This window comes from Kocuria sp. UBA1838 (genome assembly GCF_002338785.1).
Lineage (GTDB): Bacteria > Actinomycetota > Actinomycetes > Actinomycetales > Micrococcaceae > Kocuria > Kocuria marina.
In genome coordinates this window covers 149,914-163,241 of sequence record NZ_DDIY01000006.1, presented here as the reverse complement: position 1 = coordinate 163,241, position 13,328 = coordinate 149,914, and the positions used below count along the sequence as shown (strand labels likewise).

The following is a 13,328-nucleotide window of genomic DNA, read 5'->3' as shown; positions in this document are numbered from 1 at the left end:
CGGCAAGTCCGACCCGAGGGGCACTCGTCGGCGAGACGGTCGTCCTACATATCTGCGCGCCATTACCGCGGGTCGGGTCAGTTCTGACCGCGCGCGGTGATCACGGCGTCGTAGAGCTTGCGTGTGCTCACCCCGTGCTCGGTGGCCACCTCGCGCGCGGCGGCCTTGAGCTTGACGTCGCTCGTGGCCACGAGGTGCTCGACCTCCTGAACGAGGTCCTCGGGCTCGGGAGCCACGGCCGGTGGGGCACCATGCACGACCACCACGATCTCCCCGCGCACCTGGTTGTTCGCGGCCCACTCGACCAGACCCGCGAGGTCATCGCGCAGCACCTCTTCATGCAGCTTGGTCAGCTCGCGGCACACGGCCGCGCGCCGGTCCGCGCCCAGGGCTTCCCGCAGCGCGGTGAGCATCTCCGCGAGACGGTGCGGGGACTCGTAGAAGACCATGGTGCGGGGTTCGTCCCGCAGGGTCGCGAGGTGGGCCGCACGCTCGCCCGTCTTACGCGGCAGGAAGCCCTCGAACGTGAACCGGTCGGTGGGCAGCCCGGAGACCGCGAGCGCCGCGAGGACCGCCGAGGGCCCGGGGAGCACACTCACGGGCAGGTCCGCCTCGGCCGCGGCGCGCACGAGCGGGAACCCGGGGTCGGAGACCGTGGGCATGCCCGCGTCGGAGAGCACGGCCACGGTACGACCGCGGCGCACATCGTCCAGCAGTTCGCCGGTGCGCGCGTTCTCATTGTGTTCGTGGTGGGTGACCACCCGCCCGGTCACGGTCACGCCGAGCCCGGAGGCCAGGCGGTGCAGGGTGCGGGTGTCCTCCACGGCCAGCACGTCCGCGGTGTGCAGGACGTCCTTGAGCCGCTGGGACGCGTCCGAGAGGTTGCCAATGGGGGTGCCCACGACCACCACGGCACCGGGGCGGTGGTCCTCGGTGCCGGGGGTGGTCGTCGATGTCTGTGAACTCACCCGTCCACTCTACGAAGGTCCGCCGGTCGAACGCGGTGACGCCACCGTGGCCGGGCTGAATCTCCAGGGGTGCACCCTACGATGGGATCCGTGCCCTCGACTGTCTTCTCCCCCGCCTCGACCGCACCCGTGGCCCCCTCCGTGCGCGACCGCCTGCTCCCCGCGGTCACCCGGTTGCCCCGGTACTGGTGGGTCCCCCTGGCGCTCGTGACCCTGCTGGGCGGGGTGCTGCGCTTCGTGCACCTGTCGTGGCCGCACGCCGTGGTCTTCGACGAGACGTACTACCTCAAGGACGCCTACTCGCTGCTGCTCCACGGCACGGAGCAGCAATGGCCCGAGGGCGCGGACGAGGGGTTCGTCTCCGGGAACATCCCAGACACACAGGGTCACCCCTCTTTCGTGGTGCACCCGCCCCTGGGCAAGTGGCTCATCGCGATCGGGCTGTGGTTGTTCGGCGCGGACGACCCATTCGGGTGGCGCTTCTCCGCGGCCCTGTTCGGCACGGCGTCCATCGCCGTGATCTGGTGCGCGGGATGGTTGTTGTTCCGCTCGGTCACCCTGGCCACGATCGCCGGTGTGCTGACCTCCCTGGACGGGCTGCACCTCGTGGAGTCCCGCCTGGCCCTGCTGGACGTCTTCCTCATGTTCTTCCTGTTGCTCGCCTTCGTCTTCGTCCTGTTGGACCGCGACGACGGTCGACGCCGCCTGCTCGCCCGCGGCCCCGGCGGCGTCCTGGGCCCGTGGTTGGGCGTGCGGTGGTGGCGGATCGCCGCGGGCGTGGCGTGCGGTGCGGCCGCGGCCGTGAAGTGGAACGCGCTGTTCAGCATCGCCGCGCTCGGGATCCTGGCGGTGCTGTGGGACATGAACGCGCGGCGGATCGCCGGGGTCAAGAACTGGTTCGCCGGTGCGGTGCTCAAGGACGGCCCGTGGGGATTCCTGAGCATGATCGGCGTGGGCGCGGTGGTGTACGTGATCACGTGGACCGGGTGGCTCACCACGAGCACGGGCTACAACCGCAACTGGGCCGAGCTGAACCCGGGCGACGGCCCGCAGTGGCTCCCGCCCGCCCTACGTTCCCTGTGGGAGTACCACGTGGCGGCCTATTCGTTCCACGCGGGGCTGTCCTCGCACCACACGTACATGGCCGGCCCGGCCACGTGGCCGGTCATGGCCCGCCCCACGTCCTACTTCTACGAATCCCCCGGACGAGGCGTGGACGGCTGCACGGTGGACTCGTGCAGCCAGGCCATCCTCAACCTGGGCAACCCCGCCGTGTGGTGGGTGGGGATCCTGGCGGTGCTGCTGGGACTGTGGTTGTGGGCGGTGCTCCGTGACTGGCGCTTCGGTGCCCTCGTGGGCGTGTACGCGGCCGGTTACCTCCCGTGGTTCCTCTACCCGGAACGCACGATGTTCTTCTTCTACGCGCTGTCCTACTTCCCCGCCATGGTCCTGCTGATCACGGGGGCGATCGGGGTGCTCACAGGCAAGCTCGCGGTCCCCCGCCTGGGTGCCACCGCGGGCACGCCGTCCGCCGCGGTGCACGAGCAGGTGATCTCACCGGTGTGGGCGCGGCGCTGGCGCAGGGTGAGCGTGGTGTTCCTGCTGCTCGTGGTGGTGCTCGCGGTGTTCTTCTGGCCCGTGTGGACCGCCCAGACCATTCCCTACGAGCACTGGCGCTGGCGGATGTGGTTCACCTCGTGGATCTGAAAGAGCGTGCCGCCCGCATCCGGCGGGTCGTGGCGAGCATGACCGCGAACGCCCCGATGAGCGTCACGAGCGCCACGGCGATCGCGGCGTCGATCCAGAACTGGGTGGGATAGAGCCGGATCAGGGTGTCCGAGATGCTGAAGGTCCACGTCCCGGAGCTGAAGAACAAGGAGTGGAACGCCGCGAAGAAGCTCTGCCACCCCACCACCGCGAACACGGCCGTGAGCAGCAACAGGACCACGGTGAGCCACGAGCCCGCGAACCACGCGGAAGAGGCGGTCCCCGGGGTCGCCCGGTGCAGGTACCAGGCCGCCAGGACGCTCAGCACGAGCAGGACGAACGCGATCAGCAGCCCCCAGGACATCACGTGCTGGACGTCCCGCATGTGAGAGACCTCCGCCGGGGTGAACGCCATGCCGCCCTCACTGCTCACCAGACCGCCCAAGTACTCGGGCGGGGCCAGGTTCATGATGTAGTCCATCCCGTAGGAACCGAACGTCATCCGTTCCTGCGTGCTCATCCCCCAGTGGTCAGCGGGGAAGCCGGGGCGGTGGTACTCGAGCCACAGGAAGACCGGGGTGGCCACGAGTCGTACCCCCAGCGCCACGAGCAGGACGGGCAGAGTGAGTGCCAGGAATCCCTGGAGGATGCGCTGCACCGCGGTGGGGCGGGGCCAGGGGCCGCGTGGGATGGAGGAGCTCACCGGGCTGTATCACCAGTTTCCGTGCCAGTCCTCGTCCGAGTAGTGCTCGAACGGGATGTTCCAGTCCCCGTAGCCATCGTCGGGATCGGCCTGGGGGTAGTCAGTGTTGACCACCTCCACCATGTCACCCGGGCGGAAGGTCTCAAAAATGTAGGCCGCACCCTCCGGCGGCATCCCCACGCACCCGTGGGACACGTTGGCCACGCCCAGCACGGGCATCGCGGACGGCAGCGCCTGGTGGATGAACTCGCCGCTCCACGTCAGCCGGGACACGTTGGACGCGTCGAACGGCGGGTAGTAGTGGGGGTCGCCGGGCTTGAGGTTCAGCGACGACGCCTTGAACTCGTAGGAGGCCGCTTGCTCGATGATGACCTTCTTGCCCGTGGTGGACGGCCAGTCCGGGTTGCCCAGGGTCACGGGCCAGCGACCGGTCTCCTTGCCGTTCACGTAGGCCACGAGGGTCTTGGTGTTGTTGTCCACGAACACCCGCTGCTCGGCACCGGTGCTGAACGACACCGTCTCGTTGCCGTTGCCGATCATCCCGTTGCCCAGATCCTTGCCCAGGATGTTAACGGTGACCGTGACCTTGGCGTTCGGGTCCCACGGTTGCTCCGGGCGGAAGCGTAGTTTGCGGTCCGAGTACCACCGGAACGCGCCGTCGCGGTGCGCCCCGTCCACGGTCACGGCCTTCTCGACCTCGTCCTTGTTCATGACGGGCTCGGAGAAGTTGAACTCCACGACCTGCCACACGCCGTAGGTCTGCCCGTCCTTGACGTTGAGGGCCACGTCCGCCTCGTGGGCGGCGTCCACCGTGCTGAACACGGACTGCCCCGTGCTGTCCCGGTCCCCGGAGCGCGCGGTGTAGTCCACCGTGTAGGTCTCGTCGAACGCAAGGGGCGCCTTCGAGCGCCACTCGTGGCCGTCCTGCGCGAGTTCGCCCTCGACCCGCTCCCCCGAGCCCGCGGCGCTCACGGTCACGTCCGTGAGTTCCCCGCCGTCCGCTGTGACGACCACGGGGTCCACGGGGTTGACCATGCTCGTGTCGGCGGCCGGGCTCACCTCGACCCGCACGGTCCCGAAACTCTTCGTGGGCGCGGAGCTCGATGGAGCGGCGTCGGCGGACGACGGCGCTGCCGGGGTGGCGTCGTTCCCCCCGGCGCACGCGCTCAGGCCCAGGAGCCCTGCGAGAGCGAGGCACGCGATGCCCGGACGACGACGCCGCGCGCTCGCCCCGGCGGGACGCGCGGGCTCGCGCGGTGTCCCGGGCAGCGGATCGCGGTGGTGGGAAGGGAGTCTCATGGGCACCTCACATCGGGGGGGAGAACGGCGGCCGTGGGAATCACGGTCTCGCAGCCCACCCGGACGGGGCAACCGGGTTACGGCCGCCGCCAGTGCGGGGTGCGCAGGGCTGCGGGGAGGGGGACGAAGTCCATGCGCTGCCCCACCTGCGTATTTGCGTTCGCAATCGTACGCGTCGCTACAGAATAGCCGGTATTCACCCCGGAACGGCCCATGGGAACATGACGCGCCGGGCGCACGCCATTGGCGCCCGCGGAGCCCTCGGAACGGGGCATTTCGGCGGAACCGGAATCGCCCGCGGGGCCGGAGGAATCGGCGTCGGCCCGGGATTCGTCATCGCGGCCCTGGTAGGAGACGTCGCGCAACACGGGACCCCGTGACAGGGACGGGCCCGAGGGTCGCGCAGCCCCGGGCGGTCGCACGGCGCCCAGGAACGTACCGCGCGCCGTGCGGTGGGGTGCGGGATCCTCGTCCGGTCGGACGGCTTCCACCACAGCGTCGAGGTCGTCGTGGTTCCAGCCGTCCGGTGACTCCAGGCGCACCACGCGCCAGCCCTTGGGTGCCGTCAAGGAGTCCGCGTGCACGGGGCACAGGTCGTACGCGTGCGGTTCCCGCCGCGCGGACAGGGCACCGATCACCGCGGTGGAATCGGAATAGACATAGGTCAGGGTGCACACCGCGTCACGGTTGCACATCTGCTTGGAGCACGTGCGCCGCGGAGTCTCGGGAGCGGCCACGGGGTTCAGCGTCCCCGGCGACGCAGCCTGCGCCGCTCGCGCTCGGACAGGCCGCCCCAGATCCCGAACTTCTCGTCGTTGGCCATGGCGTAGTCCAGGCACTTGCCGCTCACGGGGCACGCCTCGCACACGCGCTTGGCGTCCCGGGTGGACCCGCCCTTCTCGGGGAAGAAGGCCTCGGGATCGGTCTGGGCGCACAGGGCGTCGGTCTGCCACGCGAGCTCACCCTCGGCGTCACCCTCGCTCACGGAGTACAGCCCGGCCACGGCCTGCCACACGGAGGCGTCCACGCTCTGTACGTCGTGGACCTCGGTGGTGCTCAGGTCTTGGGGGGTGCTCACGGGGGGTTGCGGTTCACGCGGCTTCTTGCGGTCGGAACGCAGGAGCACGTCCCCGGCGACCTCGGGGTGTGCGGCCAGGAAGGCCGTGGCGAGATCGTCCAGTGTGGTCACACCCGAGTCCCCCCGGGCTTGATCCACGGGATCCACGAACCAGTCCACGGGAGCTGCACCCCCGGTCGACCCGGGTTCGTAGTCCTCCCGAGCATCGATCTGGCGGCGTGCGGCCTCTCCCATGTCACTCCTTCCGTCCCACGCGTTCGCTGTTCAAATGTCCTCAACCAGCCCGGTTGTCCCGACCGAAAACGAGTCCGCCACGTAGGGGCGTACACCGTCGATATCCCGGTGGATCCCCTAATTACACGCGTGTAAGTCCTACTGAGTCAAGCCGAGTATCCTGGGCTTCCCGGGTCCACCGGCGCGCCGTCCGGGAACCCGTGGTTCCGTCACATACCCTAAGGAGTTTCCTCGTGGGACGCACACCCACAGACCTGACCCAGGCCCTGCAGACCGTGGCCGAGCGCCCCACCCCCGCTCTGATCTGGCGCGACGGCGCCGAACGGGTCGAGCTGTCCGGGCGGGTCCTCGTGAACTGGGTCGAGAAGGCCGCCGGGCTGCTCGTGGACGAGCTCGACGTCGGCGCCTCCGACGTCCTCACGATTTCCCCCGTGCCGCACTGGCGACTCGCGGTGCTCACGTTCGCGGCGTTACGCGCGGGTGCGCGCGTGGACTTCACGCGTCATCCCGAACCGGATTCGGTGGTCCATGCGTACCCGGAGTCTCACCCTGACGACGACGCCGCGGCCCAGACCCTGCTGGTGGTCGCCGAACCCGCACTGGCCTTCGAGTGCTCGGGGCCCCTGCCCCAGGGCGCGGTGGACTTCTGCGACGAGGTCCGGGCCCAACCGGACATGTACGGGGGTCTCGAGAACCCGCAACCCGACAGCGTGGCCCTGCCGTCCGGGGTGACCCACGCGGAGGTACTGCCGCGAGCGTTGGAGCTCGCCGGAACCGACGAGGGCACCGTGTACCTGCCGCTCACCGAGGGTTGGGGCGAGAACGCGGCCCTGCGGACCCTGGGGATCATCACGGCCGGTGGGGCGGTGTTGCTGACCGCGCGTCCCGAGGACGCCACGGCCGCTGTCCTGGACCAGGAGCGCGCAACCCGCGGTTGACACCGAAACACGGTGGCGCCTGCACCGGGCCGCGCGACCGGCGGTGGTCCGGCCGGCGTTTGTCTGGTGCAGGCGCCCTGTTCGACGGTCCTCGCGGATCAGGACGCGCGGCGCACGTCCTGCTCGGGAAGGGTGTTCGCCACCGTGTCCTCGGGCCGCGGCGCCGGGTTCCCGTGGTGGGATGCCGGGTCGTCGTGTCGGGGCGTCTTGTCCTCGCGCTGCGGGATCACGGGGATCTGCCCGGTGATGAACGCGAGTTCCTGGTCCGGGCTGCTCGCGAAGTCCGGGTCCTGGTCCAGCTTGGTGCTGAATACCCAGAAGCGGTAGGCGAAGTAGCGGAAGATCGTGCCCAAGATGGTACCGATGATCGTGCCGGAGATGAAGGACGCGGTCGCGGAGGTCAGGCCCAGGACGTAGTAGCTGACCCCGAGGCACCCGAGTTCGATCCCCATGCCGATGCCGTTGGCCACCAGGAACTGCACGAGTTCCTTGCGTTTGTCCTCTTGGCGCTTGTCCCGGAAGGTCCACAACCGGTTGGCGACCCACGAGAAGATGATGGCCACGACCGTGGCGACCACTTTGGCCTTGATGTGGCTTTCCGCGAAGTACTGCGTGTGCATGAGTACCCAGACCAGGCCCGCGTTGATGGCGAACGCAGCCGCACCCACAACCCCGAACTTCGCGAGTTCTTTGACGAACAGATTCCACAGCGCGTGTGCGCGATCAAACATTTTGTTCAAGATTCGATCCCAATCTGACGCTCGGGGAAGAGGGATGGGTGGCCGCACCGGCGTGGCCCGCCGCCGACCCGTGACCCGCCACGACACGGATGATGTGGCCTCCGCAGGAAGATTGAGTGCATCGTACTCCGAAATGGCTGAACGTCCGCTGTGGCGCTAGCCTGAAACCGTGAATTCTCCCATTACCGGTCCTGTCATTGGTGTGGTGGGCGGCGGGCAGTTGGCCCGCATGATGGCCCCCGCCGCCGTCGCTCTCGGCGTGGAACTGCGCGTGTTGGCCGAGGGCCCGGAGGTCAGTGCCGTGGCCGCGGTGCGCACGGCACCCACAGGTGACTACACGGATCTCGAGACCCTGCAGCGTTTCGCCGCGGACGTGGATGTGCTCACGTTCGACCACGAACACGTTCCCACCGAGCATCTGCGCGCGCTCGAGGCGCAGGGTGTGGCGGTGCGTCCGGGGCCGTCCGCCCTGGTGCATGCGCAGGACAAGCTCGTGATGCGCCGCGCCGTCGCCGAGCTGGGCTTGCCCAATCCGCAGTGGCAGGAAGTCTACTCCCCGCAGGAACTCGTGGCGTTCGGCGAGCGCGTGGGTTGGCCCGTGATCCTCAAAACCCCGCGCGGCGGGTACGACGGCAAGGGCGTCCTCAAGGTCGACGGCCCGCAGGACGCCGGCACCGGCACCGCCGCCGAGTGGTTCGAACGCGCCACCGGCCAGGACGACGGCGCCGGGTTGCTCGCCGAGGAAGCGGTCGCGTTCTCGCGGGAACTGTCCGCGATGGTCGGGCGCCGGCCCTCGGGGCAGACCGTGGCGTGGCCCGTGGTGGAGTCCATCCAGGTGGCCGGGGTGTGCGACGAGGTCATCGCCCCCGCCCCCGGCCTGGATCCCCAGGTGGCCCGCGCGGCACAGGACGCCGCGGTCCGGCTGGCCGAGGAACTGGGCGTGACCGGAGTGATGGCCGTGGAGCTGTTCGAGACCCCCGGGACGGACGCGGGTTTCGCGGTCAACGAGCTCGCCATGCGCCCCCACAACTCGGGTCACTGGAGCATGGACGGATCCGTCACGGGACAGTTCGAGCAGCACCTGCGCGCCGTGCTGGACTGGCCCCTGGGCGCCACGGACGTCGTGGCCGGGGCGGCCGTGATGAAGAACTACCTGGGCGGGGACAACCAGGACCTCTTCGCCGCGTATCCGCAGGCACTGAGCGCGGAACCCCGCGCCAAGATCCACAACTACGGCAAGTCCGTGCGCCCGGGGCGCAAGATCGGTCACGTCAACGTGGTGGGCGGCGCCCACGAGGTGCAGCGGCTGCGGGAGATCGCGACCCACGCGGCGAGCATCCTGCGCGACGGCGAGGACCGCGGGGTGCGACCCACCGACGTGAGCGATGCTCCCGAGCGGCAACCGTGGGGTGCGGTCCCGTCCGGTCAGGACGAGGCCCCGCGCGTGGGTCTCGTGATGGGCTCGGACTCGGACTGGGCCACCATGCGGGCCGCGGCCGAGGCCCTCGAGGAACTCGGGGTCCCGTACGAGGCGGACGTGGTTTCCGCGCACCGGATGCCCACCGAGATGCTCGAGTACGGCCGTACCGCCCACGAGCGTGGCCTGCGGGTCATCATCGCCGGGGCCGGCGGTGCCGCCCACCTGCCGGGCATGCTCGCGTCCGTCACGCCGCTGCCCGTGATCGGGGTGCCCGTGGCGTTGAAGACCCTGGACGGCATGGATTCCCTGCTGTCAATCGTACAGATGCCCGCGGGGGTTCCCGTGGCCTCGGTGTCGATCAACGGCGCCCGCAACGCCGGTCTGCTCGCCGCCCGGGTGCTGGGATCGGCGTCGGACGCGTCCGGGCAGGACCTGCGGGAACGACTGCGGGACTTCGCACAGGAGCTCTCGGAGGCGGCGCACCGGAAGGGCTCCGTGCTGCGTGACGCTGTGAGCCGCGGAACCGCCTCCCAGGACTGAGCGCCACCCCCTTCGGGGTGCATTGTCGGCCCGGACCCAGGCGGACAAGGCACAATGATCGGGTCGGGATCCGTTCTCCTCTGATGGATCCCGGCCCGGCGGGCCCGCACCCATGGCCCGTCGCAACACCGACTTCCCCTTCAGCACGGAGTTGCACGTGAACGGATCCAGCGACCGGCCCGACGACGCCGCCCCCCATCCCACGGCCACCAAGGCCTACGAGAGCGTGGCGTCGGGCTCCCACACCGCATCGGACGAGCCGCCCGCGGGCGCCACCGCCGAGCGCCACCCGGGCGACGGGCCGCGACGATCGCGTTCCCGCGTGGGGGATCCCCTCAGGAGTCCCCGGTTCGCTGCACCCGCCACCCGCACCAAGCGCGCCTGGTGGCTGCTGGGTACCACGTTGCTCGTGCCCGGTTCCGCGCAACTCGTGGCGGGCCGACGCGGCCTGGGGCGGATCGCCGTGCGCGTGACCGCCGTGGTGTGGGCGCTCGTGCTCGCCGCCCTGTTGTTGTGGGTCGTGTGGCGCAGCGCGCTGATCTGGTTGCTGACCAACACCGTGACCTCCGCGGTGCTCATGTACGGCCTCGTGGCGCTCGCGATCGGGTGGGTGCTGTTGTGGTTCGACACGCTGCGCCTGATCAGACCCGGGTTGCTCGGGGACGGGATGCGCCGGGCCGTGGTGCTCGTGACCGTGCTCGCGATGCTCCTGACCGGAGGGGGACTCGGCTACGCGGCGCACCTGGTCTCCGTGGCCCGCAACGCGGTCTCAGATATCTTCGGCGGGGGCATGCCGTTCGCCCCGGAGGACGGGCGCTATAACATCCTGCTCATGGGCGGTGACGCCGGTGACGACCGCGAGGGCCGCCGCCCGGACTCCATGACGGTGCTCAGCATCGACGCCTCCTCGGGGCAGACGGTCACGATCTCCCTGCCCCGCAACCTGCAGAACGTCCCGTTCCCGGCGGACTCCCCCATGAACGCGGTCTACCCCGAGGGGTTCAATTGCGGGGACGAGTGCATCATGAACGCCGTCTACACGGACGTGATGCAGAACCACAAGGACCTCTACCCGGACGTCGCCGATCCCGGGGCGCAGGCCACCAAGGAGGCCGCCGAGGGCGTCACGGGCCTGAAGATCCAGGCGTACGCGCTGATCGACATGGACGGCTTCGCGTCCCTCGTGGACGCGCTCGGCGGGATCGACATCAACGTGGGTGGCCGCGTACCGATCGGCGGCGGGACCAACCTGGACACGGGGCTGAAGAACCCCATCCTGGGGTGGATCGAGCCCGGGACCCAGCACATGGACGGCTACCACGCCCTGTGGTACGCCCGCTCCCGCGAGGGCGCCACGGACTACGACCGCCAGGCCCGGCAGCGTTGCGTCCAGGCCGCGATGCTCGCGCAGCTGAACCCGGTCGCGGTGGCCACCAAGTTCGACGAGCTCGCGAGCTCTGGCCAGCAGATCCTCGAGACGGACATCCCGCAGTCCTCGATCGGCTCCATGGTCACCGTGGCCACGAAGGCCAAGGACCACGAGCTGCAGGCGTACGCGGCGGGTCCTCCCTACTACGACCAGTCCTTCCCCACCTATCCGGACTACGCGCAATTCCAGTCCGACGTCTCCCGGGTCCTGGCGAACGCGAACGGCGACGACGCCCAGGCCGCCGGGGGCGCGCGCGGCGACGCAGCGGTGCCGTCCGCCGACACGCCCGGCACCGTGGGTTCCCAGGGTGCGGCGCGAACGGGCGGGGTGTCCGCGCTGGGCGGCGGTGCGGGCGTCGGGACGGCCGTGGTCGTGCCCGCCGCGCTCAAGGTACCGGCGCAGGAGCAGTTGTCGCCGAACGGGACGTGCTCGGTCCCCTGACCTGGCGCCCCGGGACCGCGCACTCGGTACAGTTGAGGGCGTGGCGAACATCCTGCAGTCCCCCGAATGGGCACGGTTTCAGCAAAGCATCGGACACCGCGTGATCCAGGCGAATGGGCCGGGCTGGCGGTACCTCGCGACCGTCGAGGGCGGGCGCACCGGACGGTACCTGTACTGCCCGTACGGCCCCGAAGCGGACTCCCCGCACACGTTCGACGCCGCTCTGGCGGACCTCACGGCGCAGGCCGAGGCGCACCGGTGCTGGTTCGTGCGCGTGGAGCCGATCAACGGTCACCCGGTGGACGGTCTGGAGACCCCGGAGGCATCGCTCAAGCGGCGAGGCATGAAGCTCGCGCCGCGCCAGGTGCAACCGGGACACACCCAGCTGATCGACCTGCGCAAGGACGCCAAGGACCTGCTCAAGGACATGAAGTCCACCAACCGCAATCTCTACCGCAACATCCACAAGAAGGGCGTGAGCATCGAGCGCTCCGAGGATCCCGCGGACGTGCGGTACCTGCTGACCTTCCTGGACGCGACCGCCAAGCGGCGCAACTTCAATCGGCAGCATGACGACTACCTGCGGGCCGTCGCGGAATCGCTCATGCCCGCGGGTGCCGCGAGCCTCTACCTCGCCAAGCTGGACGGTGAGCCGATCGCGGCCTCGCTCGTGTACGACTCCGAGGACACCCGCACCTACGCGCACGCGGCCACGGACCAGACCCACCGGAAGCTCTCGGCGGGGATCCCGCTCGTGGTGACCATGATCATGGACGCCAAGGAGAAGGGGCTCACGTGGTTCGACCTCTTCGGCACCGCTCCCGAGGGCGCGGGGCCCGAACACGAGTGGCACGGCTTCACGTCCTTCAAGAAGTCCTTCGGCGGCGAGCCCGTGTCCTACCCGGGGACGTGGGACCTGCCGGTCTCCCGCGCGGGCTACACCGCCTACGGTGCGGTGCGTGCGGGCCGTGAGACCCTCGGGGCGGCCCGGGGCAAACTGCGCACCCTGCGCGAGCGTAGGGTGGGCGCATGACTCGCACAGCCCTGATCACGGGTGCCACCGGTGGCATCGGACGTTCCTTCACCCATGCCCTGCACGAGCGCGGCTACGGCCTGATCCTCACGGGCCGCAGCACCGAGAAGCTCACGGAACTGTCCCAGACCGCCACGGGCGGCACCGCGCAGATCGTCGTGGCGGACCTCGGGACCACCGAGGGAATCGACACCATCGTGGACGTGCTGGAACGCAACCCCGTGGACCTGCTGATCAACAACGCGGGCTTCGGCAGTCACGGCGAGTTCGCCCACCTGGACCTGGACCACGAGATCGAGGAGCTCACGGTCAACGTCCGGGCCCTCATGACGCTGACCCACACCGCCCTGGGTGCCATGACCGCCGCGGGGCACGGCGCGATCGTGAACATCGCGTCCGTGGCGAGCTTCCAGCCCCTGCCGTCCATGGCCACGTACAGCGCGTCCAAGGCGTTCGTGGACCGCTTCAGCCTCGCCGTGGGTGTGGAGGCCCGCAAGCACGGCGTACACGTGTTGAGCGTTAACCCCGGTCCCGTGGACACCCAGTTCTTCACGGTCGCCAATGCGCAGGCCATCGAGCTGGGCCGTTCCGCGAATCCGGACGACCTCGTGGCCGCGACGCTCACGGCACTCGACAAGAAGCGGTCCCGGCTCGTGTTCCCGCGCGCGTACTACGTCCTGGACGCCCTCACGGGCGTGCTCCCGCGGTCGCTGGTCGCGCGCGCCGCGAACGTGGTCTCGGGCCGCAAGTAGTCCCACCCCGCGCCGGCAGAGTTCGTCCCGGGCGGGCGGGGCTCGT

Annotated in this window: 12 protein-coding genes and 1 pseudogene; 7 read left to right on the top strand and 6 right to left on the bottom strand. The window is 69.8% G+C overall.

Annotated elements, in window-relative coordinates:
- Window positions 1-77: 77 nt before the first annotated feature.
- A complete protein-coding gene (gene rsmI / locus B3I25_RS03980) occupies window positions 78-968 on the bottom strand; it encodes a 16S rRNA (cytidine(1402)-2'-O)-methyltransferase (protein WP_193519744.1) in 891 nt (296 codons plus the stop codon).
- An 81-nt stretch (window positions 969-1,049) separates the two neighbouring features.
- On the opposite strand from rsmI, the gene B3I25_RS03975 reads away from it, so the two are divergent.
- Window positions 1,050-2,675 (top strand): dolichyl-phosphate-mannose--protein mannosyltransferase, encoded by a 1,626-nt coding sequence (locus tag B3I25_RS03975; protein ID WP_286737872.1) that lies wholly within the window; start codon window positions 1,050-1,052, stop codon window positions 2,673-2,675.
- On the opposite strand, the gene B3I25_RS03970 is transcribed toward B3I25_RS03975, so the two are convergent.
- The 4 genes from B3I25_RS03970 to B3I25_RS03955 all read right to left on the bottom strand — a co-directional run bounded on the left by B3I25_RS03970 (window position 2,659) and on the right by B3I25_RS03955 (window position 5,989).
- The gene (locus B3I25_RS03970) at window positions 2,659-3,378 is read right to left on the bottom strand and encodes a TIGR01906 family membrane protein (RefSeq protein WP_206399538.1); all 720 of its coding nucleotides are present in this window, start codon (window positions 3,376-3,378) and stop codon (window positions 2,659-2,661) included. The genes B3I25_RS03975 and B3I25_RS03970 overlap by 17 nt on opposite strands.
- Before the next feature lie 9 nt (window positions 3,379-3,387).
- Window positions 3,388-4,677, bottom strand: a complete 1,290-nt coding sequence (locus tag B3I25_RS03965) for a L,D-transpeptidase (RefSeq protein ID WP_286737871.1) — start codon at window positions 4,675-4,677, stop codon at window positions 3,388-3,390.
- Window positions 4,678-4,754: 77 nt separating this feature from the next.
- The gene (locus tag B3I25_RS03960; protein WP_231885538.1) at window positions 4,755-5,414 is read right to left on the bottom strand and encodes a DUF3499 family protein; all 660 of its coding nucleotides are present in this window, start codon (window positions 5,412-5,414) and stop codon (window positions 4,755-4,757) included.
- Between the two features lie 5 nt (window positions 5,415-5,419).
- Window positions 5,420-5,989 (bottom strand): WhiB family transcriptional regulator, encoded by a 570-nt coding sequence (locus B3I25_RS03955; RefSeq protein ID WP_064846188.1) that lies wholly within the window; start codon window positions 5,987-5,989, stop codon window positions 5,420-5,422.
- Window positions 5,990-6,222: 233 nt separating this feature from the next.
- On the opposite strand from B3I25_RS03955, the gene B3I25_RS03950 reads away from it, so the two are divergent.
- Window positions 6,223-6,927: a TIGR03089 family protein gene (locus B3I25_RS03950; protein ID WP_286737868.1), complete on the top strand. Its 705-nt coding sequence runs from the start codon at window positions 6,223-6,225 to the stop codon at window positions 6,925-6,927.
- Between the two features lie 98 nt (window positions 6,928-7,025).
- Here the strand turns inward: B3I25_RS03950 and B3I25_RS03945 are convergent, their stop codons facing one another.
- A complete protein-coding gene (locus B3I25_RS03945; RefSeq protein ID WP_064846186.1) occupies window positions 7,026-7,658 on the bottom strand; it encodes a GtrA family protein in 633 nt (210 codons plus the stop codon).
- Between the two features lie 238 nt (window positions 7,659-7,896).
- Here B3I25_RS03945 and B3I25_RS12335 point away from each other — a divergent pair.
- The 5 genes and pseudogenes from B3I25_RS12335 to B3I25_RS03925 all read left to right on the top strand — a co-directional run.
- Window positions 7,897-9,018: pseudogene (locus B3I25_RS12335) on the top strand (5-(carboxyamino)imidazole ribonucleotide synthase); the annotation flags it as partial.
- A 12-nt stretch (window positions 9,019-9,030) separates the two neighbouring features.
- On the top strand, window positions 9,031-9,627 hold the full coding sequence (gene purE / locus B3I25_RS12330) for a 5-(carboxyamino)imidazole ribonucleotide mutase (RefSeq protein ID WP_349676524.1): 597 nt from the start codon (window positions 9,031-9,033) through the stop codon (window positions 9,625-9,627).
- Window positions 9,628-9,784: 157 nt separating this feature from the next.
- Window positions 9,785-11,497: an LCP family protein gene (locus B3I25_RS03935; protein WP_286737866.1), complete on the top strand. Its 1,713-nt coding sequence runs from the start codon at window positions 9,785-9,787 to the stop codon at window positions 11,495-11,497.
- Window positions 11,498-11,537: 40 nt separating this feature from the next.
- Complete coding sequence (locus B3I25_RS03930) at window positions 11,538-12,530, top strand: lipid II:glycine glycyltransferase FemX (RefSeq protein WP_286737865.1); 993 nt, start codon at window positions 11,538-11,540, stop codon at window positions 12,528-12,530.
- Complete coding sequence (locus B3I25_RS03925; protein ID WP_286737864.1) at window positions 12,527-13,282, top strand: SDR family NAD(P)-dependent oxidoreductase; 756 nt, start codon at window positions 12,527-12,529, stop codon at window positions 13,280-13,282. Before B3I25_RS03930 ends, B3I25_RS03925 begins: the two co-directional genes overlap by 4 nt.
- The last annotated feature ends 46 nt before the right edge of the window (window positions 13,283-13,328 follow it).